Source organism: Tahibacter sp., from assembly GCF_032229445.1.
In the GTDB taxonomy this organism is placed as follows: Bacteria; Pseudomonadota; Gammaproteobacteria; order Xanthomonadales; family Rhodanobacteraceae; genus Tahibacter.
Map to the genome: position 1 here is coordinate 81136 of NZ_JAVTWC010000115.1, position 19501 is coordinate 100636.

The 19501-nt window shown below is 65.9% G+C and carries 18 protein-coding genes; 9 read left to right on the forward strand and 9 right to left on the reverse strand.

The window, feature by feature from the left end:
- The first annotated feature begins 167 nt into the window (after positions 1-167).
- The 6 genes from RUU78_RS21380 (at position 168) to RUU78_RS21405 (ending at position 4620) form a co-directional block, all read left to right on the forward strand.
- Positions 168-605 (forward strand): hypothetical protein, encoded by a 438-nt coding sequence (locus tag RUU78_RS21380; RefSeq protein WP_313919708.1) that lies wholly within the window; start codon positions 168-170, stop codon positions 603-605.
- A gap of 3 nt (positions 606-608) precedes the next feature.
- Positions 609-1058, forward strand: coding sequence for a hypothetical protein (locus RUU78_RS21385; protein WP_313919709.1), 450 nt, complete (start codon positions 609-611; stop codon positions 1056-1058).
- The gene (locus RUU78_RS21390) at positions 1027-1299 is read left to right on the forward strand and encodes a hypothetical protein (protein ID WP_313919710.1); all 273 of its coding nucleotides are present in this window, start codon (positions 1027-1029) and stop codon (positions 1297-1299) included. Before RUU78_RS21385 ends, RUU78_RS21390 begins: the two co-directional genes overlap by 32 nt.
- Positions 1296-2423 carry an AI-2E family transporter gene (locus RUU78_RS21395; protein WP_313919711.1) on the forward strand — a complete coding sequence of 376 codons (1128 nt, stop codon included), beginning with the start codon at positions 1296-1298 and terminating at the stop codon, positions 2421-2423. Before RUU78_RS21390 ends, RUU78_RS21395 begins: the two co-directional genes overlap by 4 nt.
- Before the next feature lie 221 nt (positions 2424-2644).
- Positions 2645-3790, forward strand: a complete 1146-nt coding sequence (locus tag RUU78_RS21400) for a pyridoxal phosphate-dependent aminotransferase (RefSeq protein WP_313919713.1) — start codon at positions 2645-2647, stop codon at positions 3788-3790.
- A 17-nt stretch (positions 3791-3807) separates the two neighbouring features.
- Positions 3808-4620: an amidohydrolase gene (locus RUU78_RS21405; RefSeq protein ID WP_313919715.1), complete on the forward strand. Its 813-nt coding sequence runs from the start codon at positions 3808-3810 to the stop codon at positions 4618-4620.
- 114 nt (positions 4621-4734) lie between these two features.
- On the opposite strand, the gene RUU78_RS21410 is transcribed toward RUU78_RS21405, so the two are convergent.
- The 4 genes from RUU78_RS21410 to RUU78_RS21425 all read right to left on the reverse strand — a co-directional run bounded on the left by RUU78_RS21410 (position 4735) and on the right by RUU78_RS21425 (position 10207).
- Entirely contained in the window at positions 4735-8175 is a 3441-nt protein-coding gene (locus tag RUU78_RS21410; protein ID WP_313919717.1) for a S8 family serine peptidase, read from the reverse strand.
- A gap of 307 nt (positions 8176-8482) precedes the next feature.
- Positions 8483-9394, reverse strand: coding sequence for a LysR family transcriptional regulator (locus RUU78_RS21415; RefSeq protein ID WP_313919719.1), 912 nt, complete (start codon positions 9392-9394; stop codon positions 8483-8485).
- Positions 9387-9752 carry an ArsC/Spx/MgsR family protein gene (locus tag RUU78_RS21420; RefSeq protein WP_313919721.1) on the reverse strand — a complete coding sequence of 122 codons (366 nt, stop codon included), beginning with the start codon at positions 9750-9752 and terminating at the stop codon, positions 9387-9389. Before RUU78_RS21420 ends, RUU78_RS21415 begins: the two co-directional genes overlap by 8 nt.
- 218 nt (positions 9753-9970) lie before the next feature.
- On the reverse strand, positions 9971-10207 hold the full coding sequence (locus RUU78_RS21425) for a hypothetical protein (protein ID WP_313919723.1): 237 nt from the start codon (positions 10205-10207) through the stop codon (positions 9971-9973).
- A 499-nt stretch (positions 10208-10706) separates the two neighbouring features.
- Between RUU78_RS21425 and RUU78_RS21430 the strand changes: the two genes are divergently transcribed.
- A complete protein-coding gene (locus RUU78_RS21430) occupies positions 10707-11423 on the forward strand; it encodes a CsgG/HfaB family protein (RefSeq protein ID WP_313919724.1) in 717 nt (238 codons plus the stop codon).
- A 90-nt stretch (positions 11424-11513) separates the two neighbouring features.
- Here RUU78_RS21430 and rluB read toward each other — a convergent pair whose 3' ends face one another.
- The 4 genes from rluB to RUU78_RS21450 form a co-directional block, all read right to left on the reverse strand.
- Positions 11514-13298, reverse strand: a complete 1785-nt coding sequence (rluB, locus tag RUU78_RS21435; protein WP_313919725.1) for a 23S rRNA pseudouridine(2605) synthase RluB — start codon at positions 13296-13298, stop codon at positions 11514-11516.
- The gene (gene scpB / locus RUU78_RS21440; protein WP_313919726.1) at positions 13295-14296 is read right to left on the reverse strand and encodes an SMC-Scp complex subunit ScpB; all 1002 of its coding nucleotides are present in this window, start codon (positions 14294-14296) and stop codon (positions 13295-13297) included. Before scpB ends, rluB begins: the two co-directional genes overlap by 4 nt.
- Positions 14296-15207: a ScpA family protein gene (locus tag RUU78_RS21445; protein ID WP_313919728.1), complete on the reverse strand. Its 912-nt coding sequence runs from the start codon at positions 15205-15207 to the stop codon at positions 14296-14298. Before RUU78_RS21445 ends, scpB begins: the two co-directional genes overlap by 1 nt.
- A gap of 76 nt (positions 15208-15283) precedes the next feature.
- Positions 15284-15901, reverse strand: coding sequence for an L-threonylcarbamoyladenylate synthase (locus RUU78_RS21450; RefSeq protein ID WP_313919730.1), 618 nt, complete (start codon positions 15899-15901; stop codon positions 15284-15286).
- 54 nt (positions 15902-15955) lie between these two features.
- Here RUU78_RS21450 and dinB point away from each other — a divergent pair, with 54 nt between their 5' ends.
- Both dinB and RUU78_RS21460 read left to right on the forward strand, forming a co-directional pair.
- The gene (gene dinB, locus RUU78_RS21455) at positions 15956-17134 is read left to right on the forward strand and encodes a DNA polymerase IV (protein WP_313919731.1); all 1179 of its coding nucleotides are present in this window, start codon (positions 15956-15958) and stop codon (positions 17132-17134) included.
- 175 nt (positions 17135-17309) lie between these two features.
- Positions 17310-17615, forward strand: a complete 306-nt coding sequence (locus tag RUU78_RS21460) for a PilZ domain-containing protein (protein WP_313919732.1) — start codon at positions 17310-17312, stop codon at positions 17613-17615.
- 72 nt (positions 17616-17687) lie between these two features.
- Here RUU78_RS21460 and RUU78_RS21465 read toward each other — a convergent pair whose 3' ends face one another.
- Complete coding sequence (locus tag RUU78_RS21465) at positions 17688-19370, reverse strand: long-chain-fatty-acid--CoA ligase (RefSeq protein ID WP_313919734.1); 1683 nt, start codon at positions 19368-19370, stop codon at positions 17688-17690.
- Positions 19371-19501 lie beyond the last annotated feature (131 nt).

The window sequence follows — 19501 nt, forward strand, 5'->3', positions numbered from 1 at the left end:
TGGCACCCCCGTCGTTGGAGTCGGGGAACTGAAACGCCGCATGGACGCCGCGGGGGTTTGACGCCGCCGCGACCTGACCGGCCTGATACTCTCGTTGCTGTCGCGGCCGGGTGGGCCCGGCGGCCTGACCCGCTGCGCTCCTTCACGCTCACACGGATGCTGAAACCATGGCCACTGAAAAGACTTCCGCACGCCCCAACAGCGCCGCCGCCGAGGCTGCCGACCGCGTGGACGATGTTCCAGGCGACGATCAGGCCCAGCCGAGCCCGGCTGAAGCCATCCATGAACTCGGCGGCACCCTGGGCCGCGCCTGGAGCGAGGCCCGTGACAGCGTCAGCGATATCGGCGCCAAGCTCGGCCGGCGCGCGCGCAACGTGCGCGACGAAACGCGCGAAGCCGCGAGTGAGACGCGCGAAGGATTCCAGGAAGCGATCGACGACATGGGCGAACTCGGCCAAGAGATTGCCGAGGACGCGATGGAACTGGGCCGCTCGATTGGACTGAGCGTGTCGGAGTTCGTACGCCGCCACCCCATGCGTTCGATCGCGATCGCCGCGGTGACCGGCGCCATCGCCGCGCGCCTGCTGCGCCGACGCGGACGCTGAGGCATGGACGAGACCGCCGCGAGCGCCGATGCCTCTGCGCATCGGCGCCGGCGTCGCGTGCGACGCGGCCTGTTCGCACGGCTGGGCCGCTGGCTGGACCTGGGCGGCGAAGTGCGCGATGCGGGCGTCGCCTTGCTGCGCGCCGAAGCACGGCTGGCCCGTGCCGCACTGCCGCAGGCGCTGATCTGGCTCGTCGTCGTGTCGCTCGGCGGCGTGTTCTTCCTGGCCACGATCTGGGGCGCGGCCGTACTGCTCGTGTATCGCTGGACTGGCTCGATCGGCGAAGCGCTGCTGTGGCTCGGCGCCATCAGCGCCCTGGTGCTGGCCGGCGGTGGTGTGCTGTTGCGCCAGGCCGTGCGCGCGGCCAGTTTTGCCGAGTCGCGCCGGCGCGTCGTGTACTGGCTGGAAAGGAGCGAGCAGCATGATAGTGCGAACAAGGAAACTGCAAAGTGAGGTGACCGCGTCGGCGCGGCGTCTCGACGCGGCGTTGCTCGAAGTCAGCGGCGAAGCGCGCGACGTGCGCCGCATGGCGCGCGCGCTGTCGCCCAAACTGCTGCTCGGTGTCGGCCTGGCCGGCGGCTTCCTGCTCATGGTCCTGCCCCGGCACCTGCGCGGCAGCACCTTGCTGGGCCTGGGCAATTTTGTGCTGGCGCGGCTGTTGCCGATGCTGGCGACTCGGGACGACAACGAATGAATTCGCCGCGCTGGTGGCAGGTGCAATGGCACTGGGTGGAACCCAGCGCTGAAGAAAGCGTCACGGTCGACGAGGCAGATCGCATTGGCGGCGTACGCCAGCAGCGCCAGCTGTCCTCTCTGCGCCTGACCCTCGTGTGGCTGTCGATGCTCGCCACGCTCAGCATCATGTTTTTCGCCAAGGCGCTGATGGTGCCGGTGCTGCTGGCATTGTTCCTCGCGCTGTCGCTCAATCCGCTCGTGGCCAGCCTGTCGCGGCGCTGGCTGCCGCGGGCGCTGATCGCGATGCTGGTGATGACTGCCGGCACGGCCGTCATCGTGTTCGTCGGCATCGCCGTGGCGGAACCTGCGCAGCGCTGGGTCGAGCGCGCACCCGAGGCGGCGCGGCTGCTGACGCCGCGCATGCGCGCGGTGACGCAGCAGATCGAGGCTGCCGGCCGCGCCACCCGGAACATGATGGGCACGCGCGCGGAAGGTCCGCCGTCGCCGGTGCTGTTCGATGTCTGGGAGACGGTCGCAGAGGCGCCACGCCTCGTCGTTACCGTGTTCAGCGTTTTCCTGCTGGTGTACTTCTTCCTCGTCTACGGTGAGTTGCTGCTGAGGCGCGCGGTCAGCCTGACCTCGTCGTTCGCCTCGCGCCGCAATGCGGTCGACATCGTGCGCGTGATGCAGCATGAGATGTCGCGCTACCTGTTCACCACGACGACGATCAATACCCTCGTCGGCGTTGGCGCCACGCTGATCGCGTTCGCCACGGGCATCCCCGATCCGCTGCTCTGGGGTGTCATGGCGCTGCTGCTGAATTTCATCCCGTACTTTGGTCCTCTGTGCATGACCCTGCTGTTCGCGCTGCTCGGCATGCTGACCTACGGCAAGCTCGGCCCCGGTCTGACCCCGGCCGGCCTGTTCGCGACGATGGTCATCATCGAAGGCCAGTTCCTGACGCCGCTGGTGCTCGGGCGGCAGATGAAGATCAATCCGCTGATGATCCTGCTCTGGCTCATGCTGCTGGGCTGGCTCTGGGGCGCGGTCGGCATCGTCATCGCGGTGCCGCTGCTGGTCGCCCTGAAGATCGTCTGCCAGCGCGTCAAGGGTTGGGACTGGTTCGCCCACCTGCTGGGCTAGTGGCCTGCAACGGACAAATCGATAGCAGCTCGCTCGTCCTGGCCGCGCAGTATTTGCTGCTTACTTGGCCAATAGCGCGTGCTATTGGCCGCGCTCCGCAGCGGCGTCCTGCACGACCAGTCCTTCGCGATCCCTCTACCGATTCATCCGTTGCAGGCCACGAGGCGGCGCGGCCCGCGTGCTACCATCGGCGTTCATTTGGACGTCCAAACGGGTAGGCGATGCAGATCCAGACCAAGCTGCCGAAAGTGGGTACGACCATTTTCACCGTCATGAGCCAGCTCGCGCAGCAACACAACGCGGTGAACCTGGGGCAGGGCTTTCCCGACTTCGATGGCCCGCAGTCGCTGCGCGACGCGCTCACCGAGGCAATGAACACCGGCAAGAACCAATACGCGCCGATGACCGGCATCGCCGCGCTGCGCGAACAGATCGCGCTGAAGACGGAGCGCCTGTACGGCCGCACGGTGAATGCCGACACTGAGATCACGGTTACGTCCGGCGCAACCGAGGCGATCTTCGCCGCGATCGCCGCGGTGGTCCGGCAGGGCGACGAAGTCATCGTGCTGGACCCGTGCTATGACTGCTACGAGCCTGCGATCGACCTGGTCGGCGGGCGAGCGGTGCACGTGCCGCTGAACCTGCCGGACTTCTCGGTCGACTGGCAGCGCGTCAAGGACGCCATCACCGCAAAGACCCGCGTGATCATGGTCAACAGTCCGCACAATCCCTCGGGTGCGGTGTTCAGCGCGGCTGACCTCGATACCCTCGCCGAACTCACGCGCGGCAGCGAGATCCTCGTCATCTCCGACGAGGTCTACGAGCACATCGTGTTCGATGGCGCCCTGCACCAGAGCGCGCTGCGCCACGCGGAACTCGCCGAGCGCAGCTTCGTCGTGAGTTCCTTCGGCAAGACCTACCACTGCACTGGCTGGAAGGTGGGCTACTGCATCGCGCCGCGCGCGCTGAGCGCGGAGTTCCGCAAGGTGCACCAGTACCTGACCTTCTGTACGTTCGGTCCGGCGCAGTGGGCGTTCGCCGAGGCGCTGGCGAAGGATCCGCAGCACTATCTGGACCTGCCGGCGTTCTATCAGGCCAAGCGCGATCGCTTTCGCGAATTGCTCGCCCCGACGCGCTTCACGCTGCTGCCGGTCGGTGGGGCCTATTTCCAGCTCGTCGACTATTCGGCCATCAGCGACCAGGATGACCTGAACTTCAGTGAATGGCTGGTGCGCGAGGCGGGCGTAGCCGCGATACCGGTGTCGGCGTTCTACGAGAGCGCACCGGATGCGCGCATCGTGCGCTTCTGTTTCGCCAAGAGCGATGCGACGCTGGCCGCTGCGGCCGAGCGCCTCGCACGCGTCTGACCGGAAGGAACTCCTCCATGTCCGAACCGACTCAGCCGCTGCGCGTTTCGCTGGTGCAGGGCGATACGCGCTGGCACGACGCCGCGGCGAACCGCGACTACTATGGCGCTCGGGTGCGCGCGCTGCGCGGGCAGAGCGATCTGATCGTGCTGCCGGAAACCTTCACCAGCGGCTTCACCAACGAAACGCTGGGTAACGCCGAACCGATGGAAGGCGAAAGCCTGCGCTGGCTCACGGCACTCGCCGCGGAGGTCGACTGCGTCATTACGGGCAGCCTCGTCACCCGCATCGGCGAGAAGTGCGTGAACCGGCTGGTCTGGATGCGACCGGACGGCAGCTTCGCGTGCTATGACAAGCGGCACCTGTTCCGCATGGCGCGCGAACACGAACGCTACGCGGCGGGTGAGCAACGCCTGATCGTGGAACTCAAGGGCTGGCGCATCTGTCCGCTGGTCTGCTACGACCTGCGCTTCCCGGTCTGGATCCGCAACCGCTATGACACGACTGTCGCCGGGCGCTTCGACTACGACCTGGTGCTCTTCGTCGCCAACTGGCCGAGTGCGCGCCGTTACGCCTGGCAGACGCTGCTGCGCGCGCGCGCGATCGAGAACCTGAGCTACTGCATCGGTGTGAACCGCGTCGGTACCGACGGCAACGGTCTGAACTACGCCGGCGACAGCGCGGTGCTGGATTTCCTCGGCCAGCCCGTGGTCGAACTCGGCGCGAGCGAACTCACGGTGACCGCAACGCTGGATGCGTCTGCGTTGGCCGCGCATCGCACGCGCTTTCCGGCCTGGATGGATGCGGACCGGTTCGAACTCGGCGATTGAGCATCGAGCCGCCGCGACTCGGGTGTCGGATACGATGACGCTGCGTAGCGTGACGTGAAAAAGGCCGCCTTTCGGCGGCCTTTTCTGTTTGACTTTACCGATGATGCCGGCCGATCAGAGTTCGAAGTCGTTTTCGAAGATTCCGTCGGGCAGGCTCACACGGCAGCTCTGCACCTTGATGTCATCGACGAACCAGCCCAGCGGCGTGTCGCCGACCGAGCCGTCGGTCGAGGCGCGGAAGCGGAAGTTCACCGTCTGACCGGCGTAACTGTTGAGATCGACCACGGTCTTGCGATACGGCACTGTGTTGCACCAGGCCTGCAGACCGATGCCGGGGCCGTCGTTGAGCGCGCCGGTATACGGCGTGGTCATCTGCGCGCTCGTGATCTGGGTCCAGCTCGAACCGCCGTTGGTCGAAATCTCGAGCAGGCCGCCGTCCCAGCAGCCGCCGGCCGTGCGCTCTTCCATGTTGATGTCGTTCTGGAAGCTCAGGCTCAACGGATTCTCGCCGACCGGAAGCACGATGGCCGGGGAGACCAGGCGCTGGTCAGAGGTTGTGGTCAAGTCCACCGCAAGCCAGGACTTGGTCGGCGAGAACGGACGAGCCGTGCTAACGGCCCAGGTCGACGCGCCGGTGCTGCCGGTGGTCGTCCAGCCACTGACGTCGCCTTCCACGTCACTGCTGAATACCGCATTGGCGCTCTGCGTATCGTCGCAATCGCCCAGTGCCGGGGCGGTCTTGAAAGTAAACACCGGCGAGTTGCTGCTGGTGCCGCAGATGTTGCCGCTGCGCACGCGCCAGTAGTAGCGCGTGTTCGTAGTCAGTGCCGGCGCGACGGTGGCCGAGGTGGTGGTGCCCGCCACCGTCTGGGTGAACACGATGCTGCCGAAGGCCGCGTCGGTCGCCACTTCGACCACATAGTCCTTGGTCTGGGCCGAGGCTGCCCAGGTGAGCGTCGGCGCGGCCGAGACGCCGATCGCGTTATCGGCCGGGGTGGTCAACGCCGGCGTCGCCGGGATGGCGGTCGACAGGTCCAGCCCGAGCTGAACCGTCTGCGCGCCGCTGGCTGAGGTGGCATCCACATTGAAGGTGTAGCTTCCGGCCGCCAGCGATCCCGGCGTCAGCGTCGCCGTGGCCGATCCGGGCGGCGTCACCGCGGAGGGGGTCACGTTGGCGGTCGCGCCTGCAGGCACGCTGCTCGCGACGAGGTTCACCGGGTTGGTATAGCCGAGGATCGAGCCGACGTTGATCGGGTAGGTCGCCGCGGCCGGTGCGCAAACCTCGCGCGAGTCTGTGGTCGCGACCAGCGAGTAGTTCGGCGTCAGCGCGCAGTTGTCGCAGATCAGGGCGAAGTCCTGGTCGGTCGCATCGCCGACTCCCGGGATGCCGTCGCCCGGAAGGGCGGTCGCGCGCACCGTCACGATGATGGAGCCGCTGGCACCGGCCGGCAGGAACACGTTCTCGAGGTTGTTCTTGGCGTCGGCGGTGCCGCCGGTCGTGGAGACGCCGGCTGCGAGCACGTTGCCCTTGTACGTAGTGGCGCCGTTGACGACTTCGATATCGAGGTTGTTGACCAGCGCCGGGTTGGAGCCCACGGCGCCGGGCGCGTCGGTGTAGGCCAGTGTGATGCGCGTGGGCTTGCTCGGATCGGCGATGCCGGCCGAAATGATGTGCGTGTCGCCGGCGTTGTCCAGCACAATGGTCTGGTCGATCATGTGGCGCGGTACGACACCGCCGGTCGTGCGCGGCAGGTGGATGCGGCCCCAGCCTTCGTTGTTGTTCGGCACGTCGGCCGTGGCCATGTCGACGGCGCCGTTGATCAGCAGTGCCTTGGCCATGGCCGGGCTGAAGGTCGCACCGCTGTTGTTGGTTCGCCACCATTGCGCCAGTACCGACAGCATGCCGGATACCTGTGGCGCGGCCATGCTGGTGCCACTGCAGTTCGCGTAGTAGTTGCCCGTGCCGGCGATGCTGGTGCCGCACTGGCTCGCACCGGCGCGGCGCTTGGTCGAGGCGACCGTGTCGCCGGGAGCGGCGATCGTCGGCAGGACGCGGCCATCGACGCCGGGGCCGCGGCTCGAGAAGCTCGACAGGTTGTCGATCGAGCCGGCGCGGAAATTGAGCGACGATGCGGTCGTGACCGGGTTCTTCGCTTCCTTCGGCGCGGTCAACGTGCTTGCACCCGGTCCGCTGTTGCCGGCCGAGAACGAGATGATGAAAGGCTGGTTGCCGGCCGCGTCGAAGTCGCCATCGCGGATCATGGCGTCAAAGGTGCGCTCGCTCGCCTGGTAGCCGTGAGCAGTGCCTTCACCGGTGGTCCAGCTCGAGTTCATGCCGATCGCATTGCCGGCCAGCGATGTTTTCGACAGGCTCTGCCAGCCGCCGGCCGGTGGCCACGCCGAACCGGTACATACAGCGTAGATACCAGCGCCGGAGGCGATGCCCTGTCCGTAGCGGAAGCCGTTAGCGTCGTCTTCATCTACGGTGGCGCCGCTGCCATCGCCGATCGCCATGCCGGCGATGATGCCGGCCACATGCGTGCCGTGGCCACCACTGGCTTCGTCGTCGCCGTTGGCGCCGGCGCAGCCCGGGTAGCTGAAGCCGCCGACGATGCGCGGCGCCAGATCGGGATGGCCCAGATCTACGCCTGTATCCACGACTGCCCAGGTCACACCGTTACCGTTGAACCCGAACCCGGTGAGCCAGGGCACATAGCCGAGCTGCGGCTGGCCGGCGCCGTTGTAGTTGCCGGCCACGGTCTGCGCGGCCAGTTCGTCTTCATAGCGGATGGTCGGGCTGGCATAGGCCAGCGCCAGCACCTGCGGCAGGCGCGCGATCTCGGCCAGCTTGTCGGCGTCGACCTGGATCCAGGCGTCGAAGAAGGCCTTGTCGGGCTGCGCCGGCGCGTGCGTCAGCACCGTGGCACCGAGCTTTTCGAGCGCGCCGATGACGCCGGCGACATCGCCATTGTTGTAGAAGTGCACATCGATGTTGGTGATGCGCCCGCTGCGGCCGTGGAGGTCGGGATTGACCTTGTAGTCGGCGAGGAATCCGCCCTGCCAGCGCACATGCGGCACGCTGATGGTTTCCGCGACGGTGTCCATGCGGCCCCAGACCAGATAGGTCTCGCCCGGGTAATACTGCAGTACGCGCAAACCTCGCTTTTCCAGTTCGTCGCGCCAGGCCTGCTTGATTGGCGCATCGAACTGCACCAGATGCAGGCCTTCGCCCGAGGCGGTCGTCGGAAATGCGCCGTTGCCGATGCGCGCCGGATCCTGCAGCGGATCGAAGTCGACCTGGTTGAACCGGATACGTCCGGCGTCGCTCATGATGCTGGCGTTGGGCACGCGCTCGATGAGTTTCTGCGCTTCGGCGGCGGACATTTCGAGCACCTGGAAGCTGCCGTAGGTGACTCGGTTCAGCGGACGGATGTCGAGCGACTCGATGACGGAACCGGCCGCATGATCAACTCGGACGCGGACGGTATCGGCAGCTTGCACGGACGTGCCGCCGCCGAGCAGGGCGACGAGGGCGAGATACAACGGTTTGCGCATGGTGACTCCCCAAGAAATAGCAGCAATAGATACTGACTTCCCCCCCGGTGCGGCAGGTGAGCGCCGCGCCCGCGTCCATGACACGGCGGGAATTCCGGTGCGCGCGCAGGGTTGCCGGGCACGCACCGGGCGATCTTCCCCGTCGGCGTTCCGGAAGCAACGCGATCCCGGCGACCCGGGTGGAAGATCATCGCCGACTATAGGACAAGACCCATCGTCGGCAATAGCCGCGCGTAGGTACGGCGGTGGATTGCTGCAGCGCCACAACACGCCTGCAGCATCATTGTTCCGTCGAGTCGCGCGAAAGTCAGTTCTGCGGCTTGTCCCAATAGGGCTCCGGACCGAACCGTTCGACGAGAAAGTCGATGAAGCTGCGCGTTTTGGCTGGCAGGCTGCGTCCCGCTGGATATACGGCGTACACCCCGATGTCGGGAATTTGCCACTGTGGCAGCACGCGTACCAGCTCGCCGCGCTGCACGCGGTGCCAGATCAGAAAGCTCGGCGACAGGCAGATGCCGAGGCCGGCCACCGCCGCCGAGGCGATCACATCACCGTTGTTGACGCGCAAGCTGCCGCTGAGATTGACGGTGTGGCGTTCGCCGTCGTTGACGAGCACGATCTCGTCGCGCCGCGCGGCAAGGGTGTAGCTCAGGTAGTTGTGCCGCGCCAGATCCTGTGGATGTTGCGGTACGCCGACGCGGGCAAGATAAGCCGGACTGGCGAGTAACAGCAGACGGCACGGGGCGATGCGCCGTGCGACGAGGCTGGAATCGGCCAGGCGCGCGATGCGCACGGCCATGTCGAAGCCCTCGTCGACCAGATCCACCTGGCGATCGTTGAGGGTAAGTTCCAGTTCGATGCGCGGATGGCGCTGCTGGAATTCGGCGACCGCGCTGCCGAGATGATGGATCGCGAAGGACATCGGTGCCGACACGCGCAGGCGGCCGCGCGGTTCGGCCTGGAGTTCCGACGCGAGCGCCTCCGCTTCGTTCAGACTGCCGAGAATCTCGCTGACCCGCTGGTAGTAGCGTTCGCCGGCTTCAGTCAGGCTGAGCTTGCGAGTGGTCCGGTGCAGCAGGCGTACGCCGAGCAGTTCTTCCAGCGATTGCACCAGCTTGCTCGCCAGCGCGCGCGAGATCTCCATCTGGTCGGCGGCAGCCGTATAGCTCCCCGCGTCGACGACGCGCACGAACAACTGCATGGCCTGCAATTTATCCATGGGAGTCCCGGAACAGGTCCAGGGCGCTTTCGGGCGGCCGCGCGATCAGTGCCTGATTGCCGCGGACGATCACGGGCCGCTGCAGCAGGGCCGGGAAGCGGTGCAGCGCGGCGACTATTTCGTCGGCGCCGGGTTCGCTTCTGCCAAACTCGAGCACTGTATAGGCGGGCATGTCGCTGCGCAGCAACTGCGCGGCGTCGCCGCCGAACAGATCGACGAGGCGGCGCAGTTCCTCAACCGTTGGCGGCGTCTGCAGATAATCGACCAGCCGTGGTGCGATGCCGCGTGCGTCCAGCAGCGCGAGCAGGGCACGGCACTTGGAGCAGGCCGGGTTGTAATAGACGGTGCAGTCGACCATGCGCGCCGCGGAAGGGAGGGGAGCGACACTGTGCCGTTCCGCCGCGCCCGCAGCAAGACGAGCGAGCAGGATGGAACGCCGACCGAACGGAGCGCGCCTGACCGGAACAGGAAAATCGGGGGGGTAGTGAGAAACGAGTAGCCAAAGCGCTTACTCGTTCTTCGCTCCTTCTGGTACCAAACCCGGCGAATTGACAGCGAGACCGCGGCCGCGCGCTGTCAGGCGGCCATGACCGGTGCGTTCAGCGGCAACGCGCGGCGCGCTTGCTCGAGTTCACGGCGTATGACGATGCGTTCTGCGTCGGCCCGGGTGGCGCCAGTGCCAAGTACGTTGCCATGTTCGGGACAAAGCACTTCATACCAGGTTGCGCGCACGGTGCCGAGGTGATCGCGTTCGTCGATGCGTTCGATCGCGTAACCAAGTACGCGTGTTTCCAAAGTGCGCAATGTGCGCATGTGAAATGCCCCTGATTCGTTCGCGGAGCGCATAGCATACGCAGGCGGTGTGCAAGCTACGTTAACCCGAGGTTGCACCGGGGTTAATGCGTCTGACGACCTTCGCCGTCCGCCAAAGTTCCATCCACAGGGATCACGCATTCCATTGTGAATATGTTGCAAATGATGTCGTTCGCTGCGGAGCGGTCGCTGGCCGCCCCGTCGCCCCTTGCTGAACGGCGGCCCTGCCGGCCGTGGCCCGCGTGACGTCTTTTGCCGTTGTATTGCGTATTCCAGAAACGGCGTGGCGGCGTTCCTGTTCGGATCCGCCGCCCGGTCGCGTTCAGGCAAGCGGTACGAACGGGAGTTGCTGGCGATGGCCATGGCGGCATCGCTAGAATGACGCCGTTCGTACAGCGAACGTCAGGATTCACCTGCTTAGGCGGACACCGGGCTTGGCCGGCGCCGCACGGCGGCAGGGGGCAGCCGTACTTATCCGCAATACTGAGGAGCAGGGCAAATGAAACAGTGGGTTCTGGGTGTTGCGCTGGCCTTCGCCGGCGCGTTCGCGGCGAGCCCGGTGCTGGCCGCTGGCGGCAAGATCGCTATTGGCGTGGCCGAGTTCAAGAACGAATCCGGCGCCGGCTGGTGGCGCGGCGGCGTGGGTTGGGAGCTGTCGGGCATGTTGTCCAACGAGCTCGGTTCCAGCGGCAACTTCACGATCGTCGAGCGCGCCAAGCTCGACAAGGTGCTCGAAGAGCAGAACCTGGCCGCCTCGGGACGTGTGCGATCCGGTACGGGCGCGAAGATGGGCAAAGTTACCGGCGCCGACTACCTGGTCATGGGCACCGTGACGGCTTATGAGGAGAACACCCAGTCCACGGGTGGCGGCATCAGCTTCAAGGGCATCTCGCTCGGCGGCAAGAAGAGCGACGCCTATCTGGCCGTGGACGTGCGCGTCGTCAATACCAGCACCGGCGACATCGAGTTCTCGCGCACGATCGAAGGCCGCGCGTCTGGCGGCGGCGTTGCGGTCGGCGTCTATCGCGGCGGTTTCGGCGGCAATCTGGCTTCCGAAAAGAACACGCCTGCTGGTAAGGCGATCCGCGCCGCGCTCGTGGAGATCAGCGAGTATCTGGATTGCGTGATGGTCGAGCGCAACAGCTGCGAAGACGAGTACCGGGCCAAGGAATCGGGCCGTCGCGAGCGGACCAAGAAGTCGCTCAAGCTGGATTGATTCCACGCACAGGGCAGACCACAAAAAACCCCGCCATTGGCGGGGTTTTTTGTGGGGTGCGCCCAGCATGGGCGCACACCTGCCGGCGCCTCAGCGGTTACCGCTGCGCGGGCCGCCGCCGCGGTTGCCGCCGGGACGACCACCGCCCGGCGGACGCCCACCGCCAGCAGGCCGTGCGCCGCCACTCGGCCGTGCGCCGCCCGCGGGCTGTGCGCCGGCGCCGGCGCCGCCGGCGGGTCGATTGCCGCCCGGTCGGTTGTTGTTACCCCCTGGCCTGCCGCCGCCGCCGGGACGTCCGCCTGGACCGCCCGGACCGCGCGCCGTGCGTTCACCGTACGGCGAGGAGCCACGATCGCCGGGTCCGCGATTGCCCGAGCGTTCGCCGTAACCGACACGGTTGCCGTTGGGCTCCGCACGATTGCCGTGATCTGCGCTGCCCGGATGCCCGTAGGGGAGGCCGCCGCGGTTGCCGCGCGTGTCGTCACCGCCCGGTGGGCGCGTGCCTATGTTGCCGCGGTTGTCATTGCCCCACGCATTGCGGCTACCGCCGCCGTCGCGGGCGGCACCTTCGCCGCGGGGGGCGCGCGGAGGCGCACCATCACCGCGCGGACCCCGCGGCGGCGCACCGCGGCCGGGACCGCCAGGACCGCCACCGGGACGGCCGCTGCCGCGGTTGGCGCCACGATTGAATTCGTCGCCGGCCGACCAGGTGCGCTGCATGACCACTTCCTGGCCCGGCGCGGCGCCGCGGCGACCCGTCGGAGGACGGCGCTGCGGCTTGTCGGTATTGCCGTCGACCACGCGACCGCCGCGGCCAGGACCTGCGCCACGCGGTGCGCCAGCGCCCGCGCCCGCGCCGAAACGCTTGGGACCGCGCGGACCGCCACGTCCCGGCCGGCCGGGCGCGTCGTCGCGGATGCGATCAAAGCGTGTCAGCTCGCGTGCCTCGGCGCGGTCTGCGCCGACCCAGGCCTGCTGGCCGGTCCGCGGCGAGGGACGGTATTCGGTGACCGCCGCCTGGCTGGCGCGGCGCTGATGGATAACCGGCTGCAGGGTCAGGGTCGGCTCACCCTGCGTCGCGCCGCAAACCTCGCGCAGCGCCTTGGTGTCTTCTGCGTCGAGCTCCTGGGAATGGCCGCGCTTGAGCGGACGCGGTAGCTCGACAGTGCCGTAGCGCACGCGCTTGAGGCGGCTCACCAGAAAACCAGCGGCATCCCAGAGCCGGCGCACTTCACGATTGCGGCCTTCTTTTATGACGACGCGAAACCAGGAATGGCTGCCACTGCGGCTGATCACGCCGATGTCGTCAAAATGGGCCGGACCGTCGTCGAGCTCGATGCCTGCCTTGAGGCGTTCCAGGGCCTCGTCGGGCACCTCGCCATGCACGCGGCAGATGTATTCGCGCTCGATTTCGCTCGACGGATGCATCAGCGCATTGGCCAGGTTGCCGTCGGTGGTCAGCAGCAAAAGGCCAGTAGTGTTGATGTCGAGACGGCCAACTGCGATCCAGCGCTGGCCCTTGAGGCGCGGCAGCTGCTCGAACACGGTGGGCCGGCCTTCGGGATCTTCGCGCGTGGTCACCACACCCTCGGGCTTGTGGTAGACCAGCACCTGAGCCTGCTCCGCGTCGTCGCGGATCACGACGAACAGCTTGCCGTCGAGTTCGACGCGATCGCCGCTCTTGACGCTCAGGCCGATCGTCGCCGGCGTGCCGTTGACCGAAATCTCGCCGTTCTGGATGCGCTGCTCCAGCAACCGGCGGGATCCGAGGCCGGCGTTGGCCAGGACCTTATGCAGGCGCTCCTCGACAACGGTTGCGTTGTCATCGGTCTGGTTGCGCTTGAGGGTGAGGGTGCGGCGGGGTGCAGCGGTCATGCGGTGTGCTCCGGGACGTCGTCGGACGTCGTGGTGTCGGTCGGATCGACGTTGCCGTCGTCCGAGGGAAAATCAGGATCGGGTGGATTGGAGTCGGGGTAGTCGGAATCGGGTGGATCGCGATCCGCGACGTCATCATCGGCGGGGAGTTCTGCTGATTCGCTGCCGTCGACGACGGTATCGTCATCGTCGCCTTCGGCCCAGGCGTTTCCGGCCGATTCGTGAACGACGGATCCGGCGTCAGATACGGCTGGCTCGGCGGTCTCGATCGCGATGGCATCGACCGGGCCACCGGTCGCTGCAGCGCTGGCGTCGGGTTCGGCGACAGTCGTGATCGTGGCTGCACCGTCGCTGGCCATCGTTTCGCCCTGTTCGGCTGCTGCCGCGGACGGCTGTGCATCCTCTTCCTCAGGCGGCAACTCGAGCGACGGACGCATGACGGGAGCCAGGTCCATCTGCGGATCGTATTCGTCGAGGTCGCGGATATCCGCCAGCGGAGGCAGCTCGTCCAGCGACTTCAGATTGAAATAGTCGAGAAAGATGCGCGATGTGCCGAACAGGGCAGGGCGTCCCGGCACGTCGCGGTAACCGACGACGCGTATCCACTCACGTTCTTCCAACGTCTTGACGATGGACGACGACACCGCCACTCCGCGGATCTGCTCGATCTCGGCGCGGGTAATCGGTTGACGATAGGCGATCAGGGCCAGGGTTTCGAGCAGCGCGCGTGAATACTTGGTCGGGCGTTCGGTCCACAGGCGAGTCACCCAGTGATGCACGTCCTCGCGGATCTGGTAGCGGTAGCCTGAAGCTACCTCCTTGAGCTCGACACCGCGCTCGGCGCAGTCCTCCGCCAGAGCCTGCAGCGCGCTGATCAGATCTTCGTTGCTGACGGCTTCTTCTTCAGTGAACAGCGCGGCGAGCTGGGTCAGCGACAGCGGCTGAGCCGCCGCCAGCAGGATGGCCTCGATCGCACGCTTGAGCAGTTGCGGATCCATCAAGGGGTTTCCATCACGTCGGCGGCTTCATCGCCGTCGGCCGTCACGGCCGGCTGCCCGCCGTCGACGACAATGGCCTTGATATAGATCGGTCCGGGTACATCGTTCTGCACGATCTCGATCAGGGTTTCCTTGGCCAGCTCGAGCATGGCGAGGAAGGTCACCACGATGCCGCGGCGTCCTTCTTCAGGATTGAACAGGCTTTCGAAGCGGTGGAATTCGCCGTTGCCGAGGCGGCCCAGTACATCGCTCATGCGCTGGCGCACGGACAGCGCCTCGCGCTGGATCGCATGATTGCCGGTCAGGTCGGCGCGGCGCAGCACGTCCTTCAGCGCGAGAAGCAGTTCTTTCAGGTCCACTGGCGTTGGCAGACGCACGACGCTGCGGTCGGGCACGAAGGCCGAGGCCAGCGACAGGTCGCGCTCGAGCCGCGGCATCGCCTCGATGTCGACCGAAGCCTTCTTGAAGCGCTCGTATTCCTGCAGGCGGCGGATGAGTTCCGCGCGCGGATCGTCCTCGATGCCTTCCGCTTCCGGCGGCCGCGGCAGCAGCAGGCGCGACTTGATCTCGGCCAGAATGGCGGCCATGACCAGGTATTCCGCGGCGAGCTCGAGCTTGAGGTTCTGCATCAGCTCGATGTAGGCGACGTACTGGCGCGTGATCTCGGCGACCGGTATGTCCAGGATGTCGAGATTTTGCCGGCGGATCAGGTAGAGCAGCAGGTCCAGCGGACCCTCGAAAGCCTCGAGAATGACTTCGAGCGCGTCCGGCGGAATATAGAGATCCTGCGGCATCTGCAGCACGGGCTGGCCTCTCACGATCGCCAGCGGCATTTCCTGCTGCTGCGGTACGGACGTGAAAATGCCTTGGCCCTCGCTGGGCGCGAGTTGCTCGGCAGACTCGGTGCTCATCTAGCGGATGCTGGTCTCTACGCTGTTCGCCGCGCTCACCGCGGCATGCGGGCCTTGAAGGCCTATTCCATCGTGTTCAGACGAATGGCACTTCGCCCTTGCCCTGGCGTACGAGCCGGGGCGTGTCGTCCAGAAGGTCGATCACGGTCGTCGGTTCGTTGCCGCAGAAACCGCTGTCGACAAACAGGTCGACGGCGGAACTTACATGGTCGTACAGGTCGTCGACTTCCCAGCCCGCCATGTCCTCGTCCGGCAGTATCAGGCTGGAGCTCGAGAGCGGCTCGCCCAATGCTTCGACCAGCGCGAGTGCCACGCGATGGTCCGGAATGCGGACGCCTACGGAACGTTTCTTGGCCTGCTTGAGGTGCCGTGGAACATCGGCAGCCGCAGGGAGAAGGAAAGTGTAGGGGCCGGGAGTCAGGGATCGGACCATTCGGAACGCCGCATCGTGCATGCGGGCGTACGCGCCGACCTCACTCAAGTGGCGACAGATTAAAGTGAAGTTGTGCCTGCTGTCCAGCTTTCGCAGCCGAGCCACGCGTTCCTGCGCCGGCTGGGCGGTCAGACGCCACCCCAATGCGTATCCCGAATCGGTGGGGTAGGCGATCAGCCCGCCGCGGTCGAGCACGGCGACGGCCTGGCCGATCAGGCGCGCCTGGGGGTTGTCTGGGTGGATCTGGATGCGCAAGGTCATCCGGCGAGCCTGGGGCACGCAGACGAAATTCGTCAAGCGCGGCAGACTGTGCGCATGCAGACCGGACGATCCATCATCCACGTCGACATGGACGCGTTCTACGCGGCGATCGAAGTGCTCGATCACCCGCAGTGGCGCGGCCTGCCGCTGGTCGTTGGAGAGCTGGGTCCGCGCAGCGTCGTGTCCACCGCGAGCTATGAAGCACGCCGCTTCGGGGTGCACTCGGCCATGCCGACCCTGACGGCGAAGAAGCTCTGCCCGCAGGCGCTGTTCGTGCCCGTGCGGATGGCGCGCTACAGGGAGATATCGGCCGAGGTCTTCGCCGTGTTCGGGGAAGTAACGCCGGAGATCGAAGGTCTCTCGCTCGACGAGGCCTTCATGGACGTCACGCGCAGCCTGCGCCTGTTCGGCGGCGAGGTCGAGAACATCGGACGCTATTTGAAGCAGGAGATCTTCAGCCGTACCGGCCTCGTAGCGTCGGTCGGCATGGCGCACAACAAGCTTTTGGCGAAGCTGGCAAGCGAGCTGTCCAAGCCCGACGGGTTCCTGCGCGTGCGGCCTGAGCAGGTCCATGCGCTGCTCGATCCGCTACCCGTCGGCCGGCTCTGGACTGTAGGCAAGGTGGCTGAAGCCGGCCTGCACCGCCTGGGCATACGCACCGTGGGCGAACTGCGCTTCGCCGAACCGCGCCGTCTGCGCCAGGCGTGTGGCAACCAGGCCGAACACTGGCAACGTCTGGCGCGCGGGCTCGACGATCGCGCCGTCGACGCGGAAGCGGCGGAAAAATCCGTCAGTGCGGAGACCACTTTTGTCACTGACCTGACCACTTTGGAGCAGGCCCTGTCCTGGCTGGCCCGTCTGGCCGAACGCGTTGGCGAGCGCCTGCGCGCGCACGAGTTGCGCGGTCGCACAGTGACCGTGAAGCTGCGAAAGCCGCCGTTCGAGACGCATACGCGCCAGCTCAGTCTTGCTCATCCTACCGATTCGACCGATGCACTGATCGACGCGGGCCGCACGTTGCTGCGGCGTTGGTGGGAAGCGGAGAAGAATCCGAGCCTTCGACTGCTCGGCATCGGTATGAGCCAGTTCGCTGCGGAGGTGCAAGGCGGGCTGTTCGTGCCAGCCGCGGGTAGCGATACTCTGGCCGACCGGATCAATCGGCGTTTCGGCCAGGGCAGCCTGGTGCGCGGCGTCGTGCTCAAGTCGCGTCGCAGCGAGGAGAAAGACCCGTGAGTGGAAATCTCTGCGCGATCAGACTACCCCCTGCGAGACTTTTGGCATGGTTCGTGATTCTGAATAGTTTGATTTCGATGCGCGGCTTCGCTAGAAAGAGGGCCGGCCCACGGGGGGTTGCAGGATGCTCAGCATGAATGATCGTAAGACGCGGGCGGGAGTGCGCCCAGCTCGCATGAAAATACGCTCGGCCGTGCTGATGATGCACGGTGCCGATGCGTGGTCGAGCGAACTCGAAGACATCTCCGCAACCGGCGTGCTGGTGCGTCGTCCCGACGCATTCACGGGCAAGGCCGGCGACCGATTCGTACTCGACATGATGATCGGCGACGAACTCAATATCCACGTGGAAGCGACGGTCGCCCGCGTGACGCCGGAAAGCATCGGTTTCGCCTACGCGCGCATTCCCGAAAACAAGGAAGAGCCGCTGTGGAACCTGCTTGGCGGCTATGCGGATTCGCTCGAGTCGTACCGAAACTGACCGCTCTGCCGCACCTCCACAAGCAAAAAGCCCGCCGGAAGGCGGGCTTTTTGCTTATGCGACGCCCGGCGTCTACGCGGCCGTCTTCGGCGCGTCACGCAGTTCGCGGCGCAGGATCTTGCCGACATTGCTCTTGGGCAGCGAATCACGGAACTCGATGAAACGCGGCTGCTTGTAGCCGGTCAGGTTGAGCTTGCAGTGCTGGCGCAGATCCTCGGCCGTGAGCTTGGGATCCTTGCGCACGACGACGATCTTGACTGCCTCGCCCGACTTGTCGTCGGGCACGCCGATCGCAGCAACCTCGAGCACGCCCGGATGGGTCGCGACCACGTCCTCGACCTCGTTCGGATATACGTTGAAACCGGACACCAGAATCATGTCCTTCTTGCGATCGACGATGTAGACGTAGCCCTTGTCGTCCATGCGCGCGATGTCGCCGGTGTGCAGCCAGCCGCTGTCGGTGAGCACCTTGGCGGTTTCCTCGGGCCGGTTCCAATAGCCCTTCATGACCTGCGGTCCGCGCACGCAAAGTTCGCCCGTTTCGCCGATCGGCAGTTCGTTGCCGTTGTCGTCCTGGACGGACACTTCGGTCGAGGAGATCGGCAGGCCGATCGAGGCGTTGTATTCGGGCAGGTCCAGCGGATTCATGCAGGCCGCCGGCGAGGTTTCGGTCAGGCCGTAGGCCTCCACGAGCGTGATGCCGGTGACTTTCTTCCAGCGTTCGGCGACGGCGCGCTGCACGGCCATGCCGCCGCCTAGCGTCAGGTGCAGGCTGGAGAAATCGATCTGGTCGAAGCCTGGTGTGTTCAGCAGGCCGTTGAACAAGGTGTTCACGCCGGTGATCGCGGTGAAACGAACGTTGCCGAGTTCCTTGACGAAGCCGGCCATGTCGCGCGGATTCGTGATCAGGTAGTTCAACCCGCCGAACTTCATGAAGACGAGTCCATTCGCGGTGAGCGCGAAGATGTGATACAGCGGCAGCGCCGTGATGATGATTTCGTGGCCGAGCTTGGCGTTGCGGCCGATCCATGTCGACGCCTGCTGCATGTTCGCGACGAGATTGCCGTGGGTCAGCATGGCGCCCTTGGCCACGCCGGTCGTCCCGCCGGTGTACTGAAGGAAAGCGATGTCGTCGTGAGTCAGCTCGGTGCGCTTGAAGGTCTGGCGCCCGCCGCGCGCTAGCGCTTCATTGAATCGGATATGGCCTTCGATCTGGAATGGCGGTACGAGCTTCTTGACGTACTTGACGACGAAATTGGTGAGCAGCGCCTTCGGAAAGCCGAGCAGGTCGCCCAGGCCTGTCGTGATGACGTGCTTTACCGGCGTGTCGCGCAGCACCTCGGCGACGGTCGCGGCGAAGTTGTCCAGCACGACGATCGCAGCCGCACCCGAATCGACGAGCTGGTGCTTGAGCTCGCGCGGCGTATACATCGGATTGGTGTTGACGACGGTCAGACCGGCACGCAACACGCCGAAGATCGCGATCGGATACTGCAGCACGTTAGGCATCATCAGCGCGACCCGGTCGCCGCGCTTGAGCCCGAGGTCTTCGGTCAGGAACGCGGCGAACTGCCGGCTGAGGCGATCGACCTCATCGTAGCGAAGCTGCTTGCCCATGTTGGAGAAGGCAGGACGTTCGCGGAAACGCTCGCAAGATGATTCGAGCACGGCGACGACCGAGGAATACTCGTGAAGATCGATCTCGGCCGGAACGCCGGAAGGATAGTTCGCGAGCCAGGGTCGTTGGGTGCTCATCGTGGGAATTGCCTCGGGCAGGATTGGCGTCATTGCCGCTGTACGGCGGCGGATTACGCCCGATTGGAGCACACGCCTGGAAAATGCAGCAAGCCGCATTGCAGCGAGACGCGAGCTGTGCGCCAATCGGA

What these genes read in the sequence shown, in the direction of transcription:
- RUU78_RS21390 (WP_313919710.1), top strand. Translation starts at nt 1,027, where the DNA reads ATGATAGTGCGAACAAGGAAACTGCAAAGTGAGGTGACCGCGTCGGCG.
- RUU78_RS21405 (WP_313919715.1), top strand. Translation starts at nt 3,808, where the DNA reads ATGTCCGAACCGACTCAGCCGCTGCGCGTTTCGCTGGTGCAGGGCGAT.
- RUU78_RS21420 (WP_313919721.1), bottom strand. Translation starts at nt 9,752, where the DNA reads ATGGTCGACTGCACCGTCTATTACAACCCGGCCTGCTCCAAGTGCCGT.
- RUU78_RS21465 (WP_313919734.1), bottom strand. Translation starts at nt 19,370, where the DNA reads ATGAGCACCCAACGACCCTGGCTCGCGAACTATCCTTCCGGCGTTCCG.
- RUU78_RS21380 (WP_313919708.1), top strand. Translation starts at nt 168, where the DNA reads ATGGCCACTGAAAAGACTTCCGCACGCCCCAACAGCGCCGCCGCCGAG.
- RUU78_RS21395 (WP_313919711.1), top strand. Translation starts at nt 1,296, where the DNA reads ATGAATTCGCCGCGCTGGTGGCAGGTGCAATGGCACTGGGTGGAACCC.
- RUU78_RS21445 (WP_313919728.1), bottom strand. Translation starts at nt 15,207, where the DNA reads ATGAGCACCGAGTCTGCCGAGCAACTCGCGCCCAGCGAGGGCCAAGGC.
- RUU78_RS21430 (WP_313919724.1), top strand. Translation starts at nt 10,707, where the DNA reads ATGAAACAGTGGGTTCTGGGTGTTGCGCTGGCCTTCGCCGGCGCGTTC.
- RUU78_RS21460 (WP_313919732.1), top strand. Translation starts at nt 17,310, where the DNA reads ATGAAAATACGCTCGGCCGTGCTGATGATGCACGGTGCCGATGCGTGG.
- RUU78_RS21400 (WP_313919713.1), top strand. Translation starts at nt 2,645, where the DNA reads ATGCAGATCCAGACCAAGCTGCCGAAAGTGGGTACGACCATTTTCACC.
- dinB (WP_313919731.1), top strand. Translation starts at nt 15,956, where the DNA reads ATGCAGACCGGACGATCCATCATCCACGTCGACATGGACGCGTTCTAC.
- RUU78_RS21410 (WP_313919717.1), bottom strand. Translation starts at nt 8,175, where the DNA reads ATGCGCAAACCGTTGTATCTCGCCCTCGTCGCCCTGCTCGGCGGCGGC.
- RUU78_RS21385 (WP_313919709.1), top strand. Translation starts at nt 609, where the DNA reads ATGGACGAGACCGCCGCGAGCGCCGATGCCTCTGCGCATCGGCGCCGG.
- RUU78_RS21415 (WP_313919719.1), bottom strand. Translation starts at nt 9,394, where the DNA reads ATGGATAAATTGCAGGCCATGCAGTTGTTCGTGCGCGTCGTCGACGCG.
- RUU78_RS21425 (WP_313919723.1), bottom strand. Translation starts at nt 10,207, where the DNA reads ATGCGCACATTGCGCACTTTGGAAACACGCGTACTTGGTTACGCGATC.
- RUU78_RS21450 (WP_313919730.1), bottom strand. Translation starts at nt 15,901, where the DNA reads ATGACCTTGCGCATCCAGATCCACCCAGACAACCCCCAGGCGCGCCTG.
- rluB (WP_313919725.1), bottom strand. Translation starts at nt 13,298, where the DNA reads ATGACCGCTGCACCCCGCCGCACCCTCACCCTCAAGCGCAACCAGACC.
- scpB (WP_313919726.1), bottom strand. Translation starts at nt 14,296, where the DNA reads ATGGATCCGCAACTGCTCAAGCGTGCGATCGAGGCCATCCTGCTGGCG.